This window comes from Actinosynnema sp. NPDC053489, from assembly GCF_044544865.1.
In the GTDB taxonomy this organism is placed as follows: domain Bacteria; phylum Actinomycetota; class Actinomycetes; order Mycobacteriales; family Pseudonocardiaceae; genus Actinosynnema.
In genome coordinates, this window is the sequence record NZ_JBITXT010000005.1 from 260,949 (window position 1) to 277,020 (window position 16,072).

At 72.3% G+C, this 16,072-nt stretch carries 14 protein-coding genes; 9 read left to right on the forward strand and 5 right to left on the reverse strand.

All coding sequences use genetic code 11. The annotated features are described in order from the left end of the window. Nucleotides 1-11 precede the first annotated feature (11 nt). From ACIGNX_RS13575 to eat, 4 genes are all read right to left on the reverse strand, one after another. Nucleotides 12-1,019 (reverse strand): tryptophan dimethylallyltransferase family protein, encoded by a 1,008-nt coding sequence (locus ACIGNX_RS13575; RefSeq protein ID WP_396539652.1) that lies wholly within the window; start codon nucleotides 1,017-1,019, stop codon nucleotides 12-14. A 486-nt stretch (nucleotides 1,020-1,505) separates the two neighbouring features. After that, nucleotides 1,506-2,369: a 3-hydroxybutyryl-CoA dehydrogenase gene (locus ACIGNX_RS13580; RefSeq protein ID WP_396539654.1), complete on the reverse strand. Its 864-nt coding sequence runs from the start codon at nucleotides 2,367-2,369 to the stop codon at nucleotides 1,506-1,508. Between the two features lie 144 nt (nucleotides 2,370-2,513). Further along, entirely contained in the window at nucleotides 2,514-2,963 is a 450-nt protein-coding gene (locus ACIGNX_RS13585) for a CAP domain-containing protein (RefSeq protein ID WP_396539656.1), read from the reverse strand. Between the two features lie 146 nt (nucleotides 2,964-3,109). Continuing rightward, nucleotides 3,110-4,525: an ethanolamine permease gene (eat, locus tag ACIGNX_RS13590; RefSeq protein ID WP_396539658.1), complete on the reverse strand. Its 1,416-nt coding sequence runs from the start codon at nucleotides 4,523-4,525 to the stop codon at nucleotides 3,110-3,112. Between the two features lie 177 nt (nucleotides 4,526-4,702). Here eat and ACIGNX_RS13595 point away from each other — a divergent pair, with 177 nt between their 5' ends. The 5 genes from ACIGNX_RS13595 to ACIGNX_RS13615 are packed head-to-tail and all read left to right on the forward strand — an operon-like array spanning nucleotide 4,703 to nucleotide 9,611. Continuing rightward, nucleotides 4,703-6,043, forward strand: coding sequence for a glutamine synthetase family protein (locus ACIGNX_RS13595; RefSeq protein ID WP_396539660.1), 1,341 nt, complete (start codon nucleotides 4,703-4,705; stop codon nucleotides 6,041-6,043). Beyond that, nucleotides 6,024-6,779: a gamma-glutamyl-gamma-aminobutyrate hydrolase family protein gene (locus tag ACIGNX_RS13600; RefSeq protein ID WP_396539662.1), complete on the forward strand. Its 756-nt coding sequence runs from the start codon at nucleotides 6,024-6,026 to the stop codon at nucleotides 6,777-6,779. The genes ACIGNX_RS13595 and ACIGNX_RS13600 overlap by 20 nt, the downstream gene beginning before the upstream one ends. Then, nucleotides 6,776-8,134 (forward strand): aldehyde dehydrogenase family protein, encoded by a 1,359-nt coding sequence (locus tag ACIGNX_RS13605; RefSeq protein WP_396539664.1) that lies wholly within the window; start codon nucleotides 6,776-6,778, stop codon nucleotides 8,132-8,134. The genes ACIGNX_RS13600 and ACIGNX_RS13605 overlap by 4 nt, the downstream gene beginning before the upstream one ends. 11 nt (nucleotides 8,135-8,145) lie before the next feature. Next, complete coding sequence (locus tag ACIGNX_RS13610; RefSeq protein ID WP_396539666.1) at nucleotides 8,146-8,913, forward strand: 3-oxoacyl-ACP reductase; 768 nt, start codon at nucleotides 8,146-8,148, stop codon at nucleotides 8,911-8,913. Next, entirely contained in the window at nucleotides 8,913-9,611 is a 699-nt protein-coding gene (locus ACIGNX_RS13615) for a FadR/GntR family transcriptional regulator (RefSeq protein WP_396539668.1), read from the forward strand. The genes ACIGNX_RS13610 and ACIGNX_RS13615 overlap by 1 nt, the downstream gene beginning before the upstream one ends. A 2-nt stretch (nucleotides 9,612-9,613) precedes the next feature. On the opposite strand, the gene ACIGNX_RS13620 is transcribed toward ACIGNX_RS13615, so the two are convergent. Next, nucleotides 9,614-10,183, reverse strand: a complete 570-nt coding sequence (locus tag ACIGNX_RS13620) for a hypothetical protein (RefSeq protein WP_396539670.1) — start codon at nucleotides 10,181-10,183, stop codon at nucleotides 9,614-9,616. A 308-nt stretch (nucleotides 10,184-10,491) separates the two neighbouring features. Here ACIGNX_RS13620 and thrS point away from each other — a divergent pair, with 308 nt between their 5' ends. From thrS to ACIGNX_RS13640, 4 genes are all read left to right on the forward strand, one after another. Next, on the forward strand, nucleotides 10,492-12,513 hold the full coding sequence (gene thrS, locus ACIGNX_RS13625; RefSeq protein WP_396540134.1) for a threonine--tRNA ligase: 2,022 nt from the start codon (nucleotides 10,492-10,494) through the stop codon (nucleotides 12,511-12,513). Beyond that, entirely contained in the window at nucleotides 12,510-13,058 is a 549-nt protein-coding gene (locus ACIGNX_RS13630; RefSeq protein ID WP_396539672.1) for an HIT family protein, read from the forward strand. The genes thrS and ACIGNX_RS13630 overlap by 4 nt, the downstream gene beginning before the upstream one ends. Nucleotides 13,059-13,357: 299 nt before the next feature. Further along, nucleotides 13,358-14,851, forward strand: coding sequence for an amino acid adenylation domain-containing protein (locus ACIGNX_RS13635; RefSeq protein WP_396540136.1), 1,494 nt, complete (start codon nucleotides 13,358-13,360; stop codon nucleotides 14,849-14,851). Beyond that, entirely contained in the window at nucleotides 14,848-16,065 is a 1,218-nt protein-coding gene (locus ACIGNX_RS13640; protein ID WP_396539674.1) for a hypothetical protein, read from the forward strand. Before ACIGNX_RS13635 ends, ACIGNX_RS13640 begins: the two co-directional genes overlap by 4 nt. Nucleotides 16,066-16,072 lie beyond the last annotated feature (7 nt).

Below are 16,072 nucleotides of genomic sequence, written 5' to 3' on the forward strand. Positions count from 1 at the left end.
CGGTGAGGCTCCTAGCCTGCCAGGCTGATCGAACGGGGTGAGGCCACGTCGTGCGCCTCGGACGAGAGGTAGACGGTGATGCCGGGCCGGGGCCTGCCCATGCGCAGCGACACGTGGGCGATCAACCCGACGCCCTCGTCCAGCGGCCGACGCGCGATGGTGCGCAGCGCGTCGTCGAACTGCGTGGGGTCGAGGTCGTACTTGGCCATCACCGCGAGCACGCGCCGGCGGGCCTCCTCGTCGTCGGCCACGTAGTCGCGGATCGGCACGTACAGCGAATAGCCGCTGGGCGCCTCGGCGTCGCCGTCCAGGAACGTGTAGCTGGAAATCAGCGGGCGCTTGTCGAACGTCCCGGTGCTGCCGCCGGTCAGCAGGCAGAAGTCCGGCAACCGGTCCACGTCGACACCGCGCGCGGCCTTCGCGGCACGCGTGACGTCCGTTACATCGGCCGCGTGGTGGGAGATGTAGACCTTCACCCGGGCCCGCTGTTGTTCCACCAGGTCGAGCGCGAAGAAGGAATACCGGTCGAGATCGGGCCGGGTGACCGCGTGCGTGCGCAGGACCGGGAAAGCGGCGGCGAAACCGGTCCGGTCGAGTCCTTCGCGCACCAACTCCTCGGCGGCGGCCTCGCCGCGCACTTCCGGGTTGAAGTACACCTTCACCGCGGGCGCCTCGTCGGCGCGGAAAACCAGCGAGTACCAGAACGTGAAGTCGCGTTCCGACTGCTCGGGCAGGAACAAATCCCGAACGGCGTCGAAGCGGCGCGTGTCGAGGTTCTCGCGGTGCCGCATCCGGTCGAGCGCGGCGAGCGCGGCGGCCGTGTTGGCGGCACGGGAAGGGCTGATGGCGGTGGGTTCGACGATGGTGCGGAGGATGGGCGTCTCACCCGCCGCGAACGCCGCGGAGAACTCGACCGGGGTGTGGTCGTCCGCGACGTCGGAAGGCCAGGCGGGGCCGCCGGAAATTGAGCGCAGGCCACCGGGTCCGAGCGCGTCGGCGAGCAGTCCCACGGATTTCACGGGGTTCTCCGTGATTCCCAGAGAATGCAGGAGGGCGCTGAGCTGCTGGCCCGTGAAATCGCGTATGGAGATTTTCTGAGGGTCCAAGGCGGGGTTCTCCTCGTGGGGGGCGAGTCGAAAGTTACGCTAGGCGAAGCAATCTTGTCCACCAGGCGGCCGTAGCGTGACGTAGGGCACTCTAAAGGCAGGTCACAGCTTCTGTCGATCAGTAGCCGCACGGATGACGACGGTAATCAAGAATACTCCGAACGGCCTATTGACCGAGCGTCCGTCAGTCTTTCGCACCAATCTTCGGACGATCTTCGATGACAGATCGTGGTATTGCGCTCCGATCGTTCGCCGAGTAATGCGTCCCGCCATTCAAGACACTGTCGCGGAACATTCGCCGATGTGTTCGGGTGACGTTCGCGCCGAGGTGTGGTAAAGGGTCCGGACACGCGGACGGGGCCGCCGACCACCCGGTCGACGGCCCCGCCGGGCGCCCGGTCAGGACGCGTAGTCGTGGAACCCGCGCCCGCTCTTCTTGCCCAGCAGCCCCGCGTCCACCATGCGCAGCAGCAACGGCGGCGGCGAGTACAGCGGCTCCTTGAACTCCTCGTACATGGACTCGGCGATGGCCTTCGTGGTGTCCAGCCCGATGAGGTCGGTCAGGCGCAGCGGACCCATCGGGTGCGCGCAGCCCAGCACCATGCCGTTGTCGATGTCCGAGGCGCTGGCGAACCCGGACTCCAGCATCCGGATCGCCGAGAGCAGGTAGGGGATCAGCAGGGCGTTGACGACGAAGCCGGCCCGGTCCTGCGAGCGGATGACCTCCTTGTGCAGGGCGTCGGTCACGAACGCCTCGGCCCTGGCCCTGGTCGTCTCGCCCGTCAGCAGCGACGGCACCAGCTCCACCAGCTTCAACACCGGCACCGGGTTGAAGAAGTGCACGCCGATGACCTGCTCGGGGCGGCTCGTGGCCATGCCGAGCTTCATGATCGGGATCGAGGAGGTGTTGGACGCGAAGATCGCCTCCCGGTCCGCGACGACCTTGTCCAGCGCCGCGAACACCTCGGTCTTGACCTGCTCGTTCTCCGCGACGGCTTCCACGACCAGGTTCCGGTCGGCGAAGTCGGCGAGGTCGGTGGTGAACCGCAGCCGCTCCAGCGCGGCGTCCCGGTCCTCGGCGGACAGCTTGCCGCTGCGCACCCCGCGGCCGAGCGACGCGGCGATCCGCCCGCGCGCGGCCTCCGTGGCGTCCGGGCTGACCTCGGCCACCAGCACGTCCAGCCCGGCCCGCGCGCAGACCTCGGCGATGCCGGAGCCCATCAGGCCCGATCCCACCACTCCAACTCGTTGAATGTCACTCACGCCCCGATCCTGCCAGGGGCGGTGGCCGCGGGCACACCTCCGCCGCGGTTTCCCCGGTCGGCGCGGTGGGTGGACCGGGCGGCGGGGCGGCCCGCCCGGCCGACGACCCCGACCGGTCCCTCGACGCACCGCCCCACCTGGCGGTCAGCCCGTCGTGCCGAAGTCCTGCGTCCAGTAGTACTTGTTGGACCCGTCCACGGAGCGGGCGACACCCAGGTCGCGCAGCGCGCAGTTGACGATGTTGGCCCGGTGGCCCTCGCTGTTCATCCAGGCCCGCACGACCTCGTCGGCACTGCCCTGGCCGGCGGCGATGTTCTCGGCCATCGCCCGGTAGTGATACCCCGCATCGGTGACGCGTTGTGCCGCTGTGCTGCCGTCCGAACCGTTGTGGCTGAAGTTGCCGGTGCGCGCCATGTCGTCGCTGTGCCGCTTGGCCGCGGCGGCGAGCTGGGCGTTGGAGTTGAGTGCCGGGCAGCCCGCAGCGGACCGTTCCCCGTTCGTCAGAGCCAAAACCTGGTCTTCGAAAGTCGGCGCGGCGAGTGCGGGCGCGGCGGTGAACAGCAGTGCCGCGACAGCCGTGCCGACCGTCGACATCCGGAGCTCCATGGTCGTCCCTCCCGTCGTGCGCGAATCCCTTGTTGTCAAGGGGTTCCCACGTGCGGAAGGACTTGCTGTACACGATGGGCTGAACGTGGTCACGTCGGGTGGCTTGGCGCACCACCACCCGACGTGGCCCGCGGTCAGTCCCGCAACTCCTCCTCCGCCCGCGCGATCGCCGCGAACTCCTCCTCCGGCGCGGCGGCCACGAGGTGGTGCCTGCTGTAGAACCAGAAGTACGCCAGCGCCACCACGACGATGGCCGCGGTGATGCCGGCCGCCAGCTCGTCCACGAAGAACGTCGCCACGACCGCCGCCACCGCCAGCACCAGCGCCACCCCGGTGGTGACGACGCCGCCGGGCGTCCGGTACGGCCTGGCCAGCCCCGGCTCGCGCACCCGCAGCACTATGTGCGACACCATCATCAGCACGTACGACAGCGCCGCGCCGAACACGGCCACGTTGATCAGCGTCGCGCCGCTCCTCAGGACCGCGGCCAGGGCGAAGCCCAGGGTCCCGGGCACGATCAGCGCCAGGTACGGCGTCCGGCGCCGGCCCGTCCTCGACAGCGGGCGCGGCAGGTAGCCCGCGCGGGACAGGGCGAACAGCTGCCGCGAGTACGCGAAGATGATCGAGAAGAACGACGCCACGAGCCCGGCCAGGCCCACGTAGTTGACCACCCGCGCCAGGGCGTTGTCACCGCCGTAGGCCGCGCGCACCGCCTCCGGCAGCGGGTTGCCCGACGACATGAGCGCCGCCGCCCCGGCGCCACCGGGCGCGAACACCAGGATCGCCGCCGCGAACACCAGCAGCACGACCACCGCGCCGATGATCCCGCGCGGCATGTCCCGCTTCGGGTCGCGCGCCTCCTCGGCCGCCAGCGGCACGCCCTCGACGGCGAGGAAGAACCAGATCGCGTAGACGAGCGCGCCCAGCGCGCCGGTGACGCCGAACGGCAGGAACCCACCGTCCCCGACGTCGAACAGCTTGGCCGGGTCGAACCGCGGGACCATCCCGACCACGAACGCGACCAGCGCCACCACCGCGACCCCGGTGATCACGAACATCAACCGCAGCGCCTCGCCGACGCCGTACAGGTGCACGCCGACGAAGATCGCGTAGCAGGCCAGGTACACCGGCCACGAGCTGGTGAGCCCGAACAGGCCGAGCGCCTGCACGTAGTCGCCGATGAACACGACGATCGCCGCGGGCGCGATGGCGTACTCGACCAGGATGGCGATGCCCGTGGCGAAACCGCCCAGCGGTCCCAGGGCGCGGCGGGCGAAGCCGTACCCGGCCCCGGCCACCGGCAGCGCGGCGGCCAGCTCCGCCAGGCCGAACACCATGCACGTGTACATCGCGCCCATGAGGACCGTGGCGACCAGCAGGCCGCCCCAGCCGCCCTGCGCGAGCCCGAAGTTCCACCCGGCGAAGTCGCCGGAGATGACGTACGAGACGCCCAGGCCCGCCAACAGCACCCAGCCGGCGGCCCCGCCCTTGAGCCGGCGCTGCTCCAGGTAGTCGTTGCCCACCTTCTCGTACTCGACGTGATCGGCCATCTGCACTCCCAATGGGTCAGACGCGCTCCTTTGCTCGGAGGGTGGCGCGGGCCACCGGATCGTGTCAACAGCCCCGCGGCCGAAGATCCGGTCGACGCGGTTCTGGCGGCCGTCGCCCGTCAGGTGCCAAGATGAGGCGTCCAATGGCTCGCTCACATACCTTTGGAGGTACTGCGGATGCTCGCCGTGGAGGAGTTGCGCGTGCTCGTGGACGCGGGGGAGATCGACACGGTGCTGGTCGCCGTCGTCGACATGCAGGGCCGTTTGCAGGGCAAGCGCTGCGCGGCGCGCTACTTCGTGGACGAGGTGCTGCCGAACTCCGCCGAGGGCTGCAACTACCTGCTGGCCGTCGACGTGGAGATGAACACCGTCGCCGGCTACGCCATGTCGTCGTGGGACGGCGGCTACGGCGACTTCGTGATGAAGCCCGACCTGTCCACGCTGCGCCGCGTGCCGTGGCACGAGGGCACCGCGCTGGTCCTGTGCGACCTGGTGTGGGAGAACGGCGATCCCGTCACCGTCTCGCCGCGCCAGGTCCTCCGGCGCCAGCTCGACCGGCTGGCCGAACGCGGGCTGCGCGCGTTCGTGGGCACCGAGCTGGAGTTCATCGTCTTCGACAACACCTACGAGGACGCCTGGAACCGCGGCTACCGCGACCTCACGCCGGCCAACCAGTACAACGTGGACTACTCGCTGCTCGGCACGGCGCGCGTCGAACCGCTGCTGCGGGCCATCCGCAACCACATGGCGGGCGCGGGCATGGTGGTCGAGTCCGCCAAGGGCGAGTGCAACCCCGGCCAGCACGAGATCGCGTTCCGCTACACCGAGGCGCTGGCCACGTGCGACAACCACAGCGTCTACAAGACCGGCGCCAAGGAGATCGCGGCGCAGCAGGGCCGGTCCATCACGTTCATGGCCAAGTACAACGAGCGCGAGGGCAGCTCCTGCCACATCCACCTCAGCCTGCGCTCGGCCGACGGCGAGCCGGTGTTCGCCGAGGGGTCGGGCCGGTCGAAGCTCATGGACCACTTCATGGCGGGCCAGCTGGCCGCGCTGCGCGAGCTGACCTGCTTCCTCGCGCCCAACATCAACTCCTACAAGCGGTTCGCACAGGGCAGCTTCGCGCCGACCGCGGTGGCGTGGGGCAAGGACAACCGCACGTGCGCGCTGCGCGTCGTCGGCCACGGCCAGTCGCTGCGGTTCGAGAACCGGGTGCCCGGCGCGGACGTGAACCCGTACCTGGCCGTCGCCGCGCTGATCGCGGCCGGGCTGCACGGCGTGGACAACGAGCTGCCGCTGGAGGAGGAGTTCGTGGGCAACGCCTACGCCTCCGCCAAGCCGACCGTGCCCGCCACCCTGCGCGACGCCGCGTCCCTGCTGGCCCGCAGCGAGCTGGCGCGCGAGGCGTTCGGGCAGGACGTGGTCGAGCACTACCTCAACGCGGCCCGGGTGGAGCTGGCCGCCTTCGACAAGTCGGTGACGGACTGGGAGCGCATCCGTGGGTTCGAACGGCTCTAGGGCTCGGCCGCTGATCGGCGTCAGCACGTACCTGGAACGCGTGAAGTTCGGCGTCTGGGACGTGGAGGCCGCCGTGCTGCACCGCGACTACCTCGACTCGGTGGTGCGCGCGGGCGGCAACCCCGTGCTGCTGCCGCCGGTCGGCGCGTGGGACGCCGACAGCGTCGCGTTCCTCGACGGCCTGGTGCTGGCCGGCGGGGCGGACGTCGACCCCGCCCTGTACGGGCGGCCGCGCGACCCCCGCACCGGCCCGGCGCGACCCGGGCGGGACGCCGTCGAGCTGGACCTGACCCGCGCGGCGCTGAAGCTGGACCTGCCGCTGCTCGCCGTGTGCCGGGGCATGCAGGTGCTCAACGTGGCCCTGGGCGGCACGCTGGTCCAGCACGTCGACGGCCACAACCCGTCGCCCGGGGTGTTCGAGCACACCGGGATCGCGGTCGCGCCGGGGTCGGTGCTCGCCGGGGTCGTGGGCCTGGCCACCACGGTGTACTGCCACCACCACCAGGCGCTGGACGTCCTCGGCGACGGGCTGCGCGTGGTGGCGGGCGCGCCGGACGGCACGGTGGAGGCGGTGGAGCTGCCGGGCTCGCGGTTCGTGCTCGGCGTGCAGTCGCACCCGGAGGCCGACAACGAGGACGACCGCCTGTTCGCCGCGCTCGTCGGGGCGGCCGCGGACAGGTCGGCCCAGGACAGGTCGGCTCAGGACAGGTCGGCTCAGGACAGGGGGGTGCGGTGACCACGTTCGACGTCATCAACCCGGCCACCGAGGAGGTGGTCCGCTCGGTGCCGCTGGCGACTCGGGAGGAGACCGACGCGGCGATCGCCCGGGCCTCGGCGGCGCTGCCCGCGTGGCGCGCGGTGGCGCCCGGCGACCGGGCCAGGCTGCTGCGCCGGTTCGCCGAGGCGGTCGACGGCGCGGTGGAGGAGCTCGCGCGGCTGGAGGTGCTCAACTCCGGGCACACCATCGGCAACGCGCGGTGGGAGGCCGGGAACGTCCGCGACGTGCTGAACTACTACTCGGCCACGCCCGAGCGGCTGTTCGGCAGGCAGATCCCGGTGCCCGGCGGGCTGGACGTCACGTTCCACGAGCCGGTGGGCGTGGTCGGCGTGATCGTGCCGTGGAACTTCCCCATGCCGATCGCCGGCTGGGGCTTCGCGCCCGCGCTGGCGGCCGGGAACGCGGTGGTGCTCAAGCCGGCGGAGCTGACACCGCTGACGGCGCTGCGGCTGGCGGAGCTCGCGCTGGAGGCCGGCCTGCCACCGGACGTGTTCCAGGTGCTGCCCGGCGCGGGCCCGGTGGTGGGGCAGCGGTTCGTCACCCACCCCGACGTGCGCAAGGTCGTGTTCACCGGCTCCACGCGGGTCGGCAAGCAGGTCATGGCCGGCTGCGCGGACCAGGTGAAGCGGGTGACGCTGGAGCTGGGCGGCAAGTCGGCCAACATCGTGTTCGCCGACGCCGACCTGGAGCGGGCCGCGGCCACCGCGCCCTACGGGGTGTTCGACAACGCCGGCCAGGACTGCTGCGCCCGGTCCCGCATCCTGGTGCAGGCGTCGGTCTACGACCGGTTCATGGAACTGCTCGAACCCGCGGTCAAGGGCGTCGTGGTCGGCGCGCCGGGTGACGAGGCGACCGAGATGGGGCCGCTGATCTCCGCCGCGCACCGCGAGAAGGTGGCGTCCTACGTGCCCGACGACGCGCCGGTGGCGTTCCGCGGGTCCGCGCCCTCGGGTGCCGGGTTCTGGTTCCCGCCCACCGTGCTCGCGCCCGTCGCCCCCGGCGACCGCGCCGCCGTGGAGGAGATCTTCGGCCCGGTGGTGGCCGTGCTGCCGTTCACCGACGAGGAGGACGCCGTGCGGCTGGCCAACGACTCCGACTTCGGCCTGTCCGGCTCGATCTGGACGCGGGACGTCGGGCGGGCGCTGCGCGTGTCGCGTGCCGTCGAGGCCGGGAACCTGTCGGTCAACTCGCACTCGTCGGTGCGGTACTGGACGCCGTTCGGCGGGTTCAAGCAGTCCGGGCTGGGGCGCGAGCTGGGGCCCGACGCCCCCGACTCGTTCACCGAGACCAAGAACGTCTTCATCGCTCACTGATTGGGAGAGACATGGTTGTGCGACTTGAGGGCCGGGTGGCCGTGGTGACCGGTGGCGGCAGCGGCATCGGCCTGGCCTCGGCGCGGCGGCTGGCGTCCGAGGGGGCGAAGGTCGTCGTCGCGGACGTCGACGTCGAGTCGGGCAAGGCGGCGGCCGACGAGGTCGGCGGGCTGTTCGTGCCGACCGACGTGACCGACGAGGAGCAGGTGTCGGCCCTGTACCGGACCGCCGTGGACACCTACGGGTCGCTCGACGTGGCGTTCAACAACGCGGGCATCTCGCCGCCGGACGACGACTCGATCCTCACCACGGGCATCGAGGCGTGGGACCGGGTGCAGAAGGTCAACCTGACGTCGGTGTACCTGTGTTGCAAGCACGCGATCCCGCACATGCTGGAGCGCGGGCGCGGCTCGGTGATCAACACGGCGTCGTTCGTGGCGACGATGGGCGCGGCGACCTCCCAGATCTCCTACACCGCGTCCAAGGGCGGGGTGCTGGCGATGAGCCGCGAGCTGGGCGTGCAGTTCGCCCGGCAGGGGGTGCGGGTGAACGCCCTGTCACCCGGACCGGTGAACACGCCGCTGCTGCGCGAGCTGTTCGCGAAGGACCCGGAGCGGGCCGCGCGGCGGCTGGTGCACGTGCCGCTCGGCCGGTTCGCCGAGCCGGAGGAGATCGCGGCGGCCGTCGCGTTCCTGGCCAGTGACGACTCGTCGTTCATCACCGCGTCGAACTTCCTGGTGGACGGCGGTATCGCCGGTGCCTACGTGACACCGCTGTGATGCCGCTGGAGGACGCGTTGTTCCGCCCGGTGCGGGCGGGCAACGCGTTCGAGGGGACCGTGGAGCGGCTGGTGCAGGCGATCCGGCTCGGCGTCGTCGCGCCGGGGGAGCGGTTGCCGGCGGAGCGTGACCTGGCCCACCGGTTGGGTGTCAGCCGGGTGACGCTGCGGGAGGCGATCCGGTCGCTCCAGGACGCCGGGTACGTGGAGTCGCGGCGCGGCCGGTACGGCGGGACGTTCGTGAACCCGCCACCGCCGCCGCCCTCGCCCGACCACCGGGTGGACGCCGACGAGCTGGTGGACGCGCTGACGTTGCGCTCGGCGGTGGAGACCGGCGCGGCGGAGTGCGCGGCGGGGCGGGCGCTGGGGCCGGTGGAGCGGCGCAACCTGCTGGAGCGGCTGGCCGGGTGCCGTGCCGCCTCGGTCGACTCCTACCGGCGCAAGGACTCGCGGCTGCACCTGGCGATCGCCGAGGCGACCGGTTCGGCGTCGCTCACGGCGGCGGTCGCGGACGCCCGTACCCGGGTCAACGCCCTGCTCGACCGCATCCCGCTGCTGCCGCCGAACCTGGCGCACTCCAACGAGCAGCACGAGCTGATCGTGACCGGGATCCTGGCGGGCGACCCGGAGGCCGCGCGGCGGGCGATGGCCGAGCACCTGGCCGGCACGGCCCTGCTGCTGCGCGGCTTCCTGTCCTGACCTCAGCGGTCGTGCCCGGGCAGCCGGTCGGGCCCGCGGTGGCCCCGGTCGTCGAACCGCGAGTGACCGGGCCGGTCGTGCCCCGCCCCGTGGCGCGGGTGGTGGTCGTGCCCGACCAACGCGACGATCCCGCCACCGAGGACGAGCCCGAGCAACCCGACCGCGACCAACTGGGTGGCGCGGTGGCCGACGACCCGGCGGAACCCCGCGCCCCGGCCGGCGTGCGGGGTCGCGCCGGCGGCCGACCAGGCGGGCTCACCGACCGGCCCGGCCGCGGGGTGTCCGCTCGGCGTGCCGGGACCCGCGGCCGGGTGCGCACCCGGCACGGTGGCGCCGGCCGCGGTCGGGTGGTCGGCGGGCGCGCCCGGTCCGGCGCCGGCGGCGGTCGGGTCGGTGGTGGGTGCGCCCGGTCCGGTGCCGGCGGCGGTCGGGTGCGCGGAGGGCGCGGTGCCGGCCGGGTCGGCGGGCTGGTGGGGCGACGCCGGGGTCGTGGCGCCGGCGGGCGGGGCGGGGGGAGTCCGGTCCGCCGGGTGGTCGGGGCCGGCGCTCGCCGGGTGGTTCGGGTCTGACATGGCGGAACTCCTGCTTCTCCCGTGCTGGTGACCGCCATGGTGGACCGCCCACCTGAGCGCAACCTGATGGGTGCCTGTCTGTCGGCTGTGGGTCCCGGCCGCCCCGACGCCCGGTCCGGGGGCGGTGACCTCGGGCGACGCGCCACCGAGCCGCGAACGGGTGCTCCGCGGGACCCCGGGACCGCGCACCCGGTGCGCGCGAAAACGACTCGGTGAGCACCGATAACATCTCGGTCGAAGGCACCGACGCACACCGAGGAGTCACCGTGTCCCAGCCACGTCCCGCAGCCGCACCCACCCCACCGCGCGTGGTGGTGCCGGCGGGGACCACCGCGGGGACGGCGGTGCGCGAGGCGGGGCTGCCCGGCAAGGGACCCGACGCCGTCGTGGTCGTCCGCGACGCCGAGGGCCACCTGCGCGACCTGTCCTGGGCCCCGGAGGTCGACGTGGAGGTCGAGGCGGTCGCCGCCGACACCGAGGCCGGCCGCAGCGTCATCCGCCACTCCGCCGCCCACGTGCTGGCCCAGGCCGTGCAGCAGCAGTTCCCCGAGGCCAAGCTGGGCATCGGGCCGCCGGTCAAGGACGGCTTCTACTACGACTTTCAGGTCGACAAGCCGTTCACCCCCGAGGACCTCCAGGCGCTGGAGAAGCGCATGAAGGCGATCGTCAAGGGCGCGCAGCGGTTCGACCGCCGCGTGGTCGAGTCGGTCGACGCGGCCAAGGCCGAGCTGGCCGCGGAGCCGTTCAAGCTCGAGCTGGTGGACATCAAGTCCGAACCGTCGGACACCGTCGTCGACTCCTCCGAGGTCATGGAGGTCGGCGGCGGCGAGCTGACGATCTACGACAACCTCGACCCGCGCTCGGGCGAACGGGTCTGGGGCGACCTGTGCCGCGGCCCGCACGTGCCGACGACCAAGCACATCCCGGCGTTCAAGCTGACCCGCGTCGCCGCCGCGTACTGGCGCGGCAACGAGAAGAACCCGCAGCTCCAGCGCATCTACGGCACGGCGTGGGAGTCGCAGGAGGCGCTGGACGCGCACCTGGAGCTGCTGGCCGAGGCCGAGCGCCGCGACCACCGCAAGCTCGGCGTCGAGCTGGACCTGTTCAGCTTCCCGGACGAGATCGGCTCCGGCCTGGCCGTGTTCCACCCGCGCGGCGGGATCATCCGCAAGGCCATGGAGGACTACTCGCGGGCCCGCCACACCGAAGAGGGCTACGAGTTCGTCTACTCGCCGCACATCACCAAGGGCAACCTGTTCGAGACGTCCGGTCACCTCGACTGGTACAAGGACGGCATGTACCCGGCGATGCACCTCGACGCCGAGCACAACGAGGACGGCTCCCTGCGCAAGCCGGGCCAGGACTACTACCTCAAGCCGATGAACTGCCCGTTCCACGACCTGATCTTCAAGTCGCGCGGGCGGTCCTACCGCGAGCTGCCGCTGCGCATGTTCGAGTTCGGCGGCGTGTACCGGTACGAGAAGTCCGGCGTGATCCACGGCCTGACCCGCGTGCGCGGCATGACGCAGGACGACGCGCACATCTTCTGCACCCCCGACCAGGTGCAGGACGAGCTGAAGTCGCTGCTGTCGTTCGTGCTCGGGCTGCTGCGCGACTACGGGCTGGACGACTTCTACCTGGAGCTGTCCACGCGCAACCCGGAGAAGTCGGTCGGGTCCGACGAGGTCTGGGAGAAGGCCACGGAGGCGCTGCGCGTCGCGGCCGAGGACTCCGGCCTGGAGCTGGTGCCCGACCCGGGTGGCGCGGCGTTCTACGGGCCGAAGATCTCCGTGCAGGCCAAGGACGCGCTGGGCCGCACCTGGCAGATGTCGACCATCCAGGTCGACTTCAACCTGCCCGAGCGGTTCGAGCTGGAGTACACCGGCCCGGACGGCACGCGGCAGCGCCCGGTCATGATCCACCGCGCGTTGTTCGGCTCGGTCGAGCGGTTCTTCGGCGTGCTGACCGAGCACTACGCGGGCGCGTTCCCGGCGTGGCTCGCGCCGGTGCAGGTCGTGGGCATCCCGATCGCGGACGAGCACGTCGACCACCTGCTCGCGGTGGCCCGGCAGCTCAAGGCCAAGGGCATCCGGGTCGAGGTGGACGCCTCCGACGACCGGATGCAGAAGAAGATCCGCAACCACACCACGCAGAAGGTGCCGTTCATGCTGCTGGCGGGCGGCAAGGACGTGGAGCAGAACGCCGTGTCCTTCCGGTTCCGCGACGGCACGCAGGTCAACGGCGTGCCCGTCGAGCGGGCCGTCGAGACGGTCGTGGACTGGGTGGCGCGGCGTGAGAACGCCTCGCCCACGGCGGACCTCGTCCAGTGACGGACCGGTACGAGGAGCAGGACGGGGTCGGGGTCGACGACGCGTTGCAGCGGTTGTGGACCCCGCACCGCCTGTCGTACGTGCGCGGCGAGGGCAAGGCCGTCGGTGACGAGCCCGAGGGGTGCCCGTTCTGCCGGGTGATCGGGTTGGACGACTCCGAGGGCCTGATCGTGGCGCGCGGCGAGCTGGTGTTCGCGGTGCTCAACCTGTACCCGTACAACCCGGGTCACCTGATGGTGCTGCCGTACCGGCACGTGCCCGACTACACCGACCTGACCGCGGCGGAGACGGCGGAGTTCGCCGCGTTCACGCAGAGGGCGATGCGGGTGATCCGGTCGGCGTCCGGGCCGCACGGGTTCAACATCGGCATGAACCAGGGCGTGGTGGCGGGCGCGGGCATCGCGGCGCACCTGCACCAGCACGTCGTGCCCCGCTGGGGCGGTGACGCGAACTTCATGCCGGTCGTCGGCCACACCAAGGTCCTGCCGCAGCTGCTCGGCGAAACGAGACAGCTCCTCGCCGACGCCTGGTCCACCACCGGCTGACCGGCCCATCGAACCCCCGGGCCCCGTGTGTCGAACCCCCGGGCCCCGTGTGTCGAACGTTCGCGACCCCCGAATTCGCCGTTCCGGCCCGGGGCACCGGACCCGGACGTGGAACTCGGGGGTCCCGGGCGTTCGACACACCGGGCGCGGGCGTTCGACACACGGGACGCGGGCGTTCGACACACGCGGGTGCGGTGGGTGGAGGTTTTTCGGGTTCGGCTTGAACGGACGGCGGGGCTGTCTCGTTCAGACCGGGTGACCACGCCCGGCTGACGAGAGGTGCACACCCCGTGACGGCCATGACCGAGCCCACCGGCTTACCGCCGCGCGATCGTCCGCTCTTCCCGCGCTTCGGCCGAGGTCCGAGCGCCACCCCGCCGCACGACCGCGTCCACCACGCCTTCGAGGCCCACGCGGCACGCACGCCGCACGCGCGGGCCGTCGAGCACGAGGGCGCCTGCCTGACCTACGCCGAACTCGACCACCGCGCCGACGTCGCCGCCGCCGCGCTGCTGGACGCGGGCGTCCGGCCCGGCGACCACGTCGGCGTGTTCCTGACGCGCTCGATCCACCTGGTCGTCGGCATCCTGGCCGTGCTGAAGGCCGGTGCCGCCTACGTCCCGCAGGACGTCCGGATCACCCCACGACCCCACCTCGACCACGTCGTGCGCACGGCCGGCATCGAGGTCGTGCTCACCACCGCCGAGCACGCGCCCGGCCTCGACGCCCCCACCCTGCTGCTCCTCGACGCCCTCCCGGACCGCCACGTCCCCGCGCCGCGCGTGACCGGCGGCGACACGGCGGTCGTCATCTTCACCTCCGGCACGACCGGCGTCCCCAACGGCGTCCGCGTCACGCACGCGAACCTGTGCAACGTCCTGCTCACCGAACCGGGCTCGCTGGGCATCCGGCCGGGCGACCGGGTCGCGCAACTGCTCAACATCGCCTTCGACATGGCGGTGTGGGAGATCTTCGGCGCGCTGGCGCACGGCGCGACGTGCGTGGTGCGCGGCCGGGACATCGCGCGGACGGCGAGCACCGCCACGGTCCTCATCGCCACCCCCGGCGTGCTGTCCACAGTGGACCCGGCGGCGTGCCCGGACGTCCGGGTCGTGGCCGTGGCGGGCGAGCGCTGCCCCAAGCCGCTCGCCGACGCCTGGTCCGCCCGCGCCGCGTTCCACAACGCCTGCGGCCCCACCGAGGTGACGATCGTCAACACCGTGCAGCGCTACGACCCCGCGGTGGGCGTCCTGACCATCGGCCGACCCGTGCCCAACACGACGGTCTACGTGCTCGACGAGGACCTGCGGCCGTGCCCGGTGGGCGAGGTCGGCGAGATGTGGGCGGGCGGCGCCTGCGTCACGGCCGGCTACCTCGGCAACGACGTGCTCACCGCCCAGCGCTACCGCCCCGACCCGTTCCTGGGCGGCGACCACCTGATGTTCCGGACCCGCGACCTGGGCCGCTGGACCCCGGATGGCGAGCTGGAGCACCACGGCCGCACCGACGACCAGGTGAAGGTGCGCGGCTTCCGGGTCGAGCTGGACGCCGTCACCTCCGCCCTGGAGACGACACCCGGCTGCGCCCGCGCCACCACCGTCCTGCACGAGGGCCGGCTCGTCGGCTTCGTCAGCCCCTCCGCGGTGGACCCCCGCGCGGCGACGGACGCGGTGGCCCGCGCGCTGCCCTACTACTGCGTGCCGACCTCGGTCGTCGCGGTGGACGAACTGCCGCTGACCTCGCGCGGCAAGGTGGACCGGGCCGCGCTGGCGTCCCTGGTGACGGTCGCATGACCACCACCCGCGCCGCCGCGCCCGTCTCCGCCGCGAGGCTCCGGCTGCGCAGGCGCCCGTTCACCCACCACAACCGGCTGGCCGCCGCGGTCGTGCTCGGCAACGCGGTCGCGGCGCTCGGCGTCGACTCGGCGGAGGCGATCGCGGACCTGGTCGTCGCCAACGTCGCCCTGGCCGTCCTGATCCGCCAGCAGCACGTGATCAACCTGCTGTTCCGGCTCGCCACCGGCGCGCCGACGACGTGGCCGCTGCGCGTGCGCTGGGTGCTGGGCAAGGTCTACCACTTCGGCGGCCTGCACGTCGGCGCGGCGGTGTCCGCGACCGCCTGGTTCGCCGCGCTGGCCGTCGTCCGGGCCGACCCGCTCACCTGGGCGATCCTGGCGCTGATGGCGGCGATGGTCGGGTCCGCCCTGCCGCCCCTGCGTGCCCGGTGGCACGACGCGTTCGAGCGCGTGCACCGCTTCGCGGGGTGGACCGTGCTCGCGCTGTTCGCCCTGGACTCCGCCCGGCAGCCCGACTTCGTCGGCTCGACGCGGTTGTGGCTGCTCCTGGCGGTGGTCGTGAGCGTCGCGCTGCCGTGGACGCGGCTGCGGCGCGTGCCGGTCCGGATCACCCGGCCGTCGCCGCACGTCGCCCTGGTGTCGTTCGACCACGGCGTGACGCCGTTCGCCGGCTCCTCGACCGCCGTCAGCCGCCACCCGCTGCTGGAGTGGCACTCGTTCGCCACCGTGCCGACGCCCGGCCGCACCGGCTTCCGGCTCACGATCTCCCGCGCGGGCGACTGGACCGGCGACCTGATCGACCACCCGCCGACGCACCTGTGGGTCAAGGGCGTGCCGACCGCGGGCGTGGGCAACATCGACAAGCTGTTCACCAGGGTGGTCTGGGTGGCCACCGGCAGCGGCATCGGGCCGTGCCTGCCGCACCTGCTGTCGGGCGAGACGCCGGCGCGCCTGGTCTGGTCCACCCGCACGCCGCGCGCCACCTACGGCGACGACCTGGTCGACGAGATCGAGGCCGCGCAGCCGCACGCCCTGGTCTGGGACACCGTCCGCGACGGCAAGCCCGACCTCGTTGAGCTGGCGCTGCGCGCCCACCGCGAGTTCGACGCCGAGGCCGTCATCTGCATCTCGAACAAGAAGACCACCTGGCACGTGGTGGAGGAGCTGGAAGCGCGGGGCGTGCCCGCCTTCGGCGCCATCTGGGACTCGTGAGGAGACT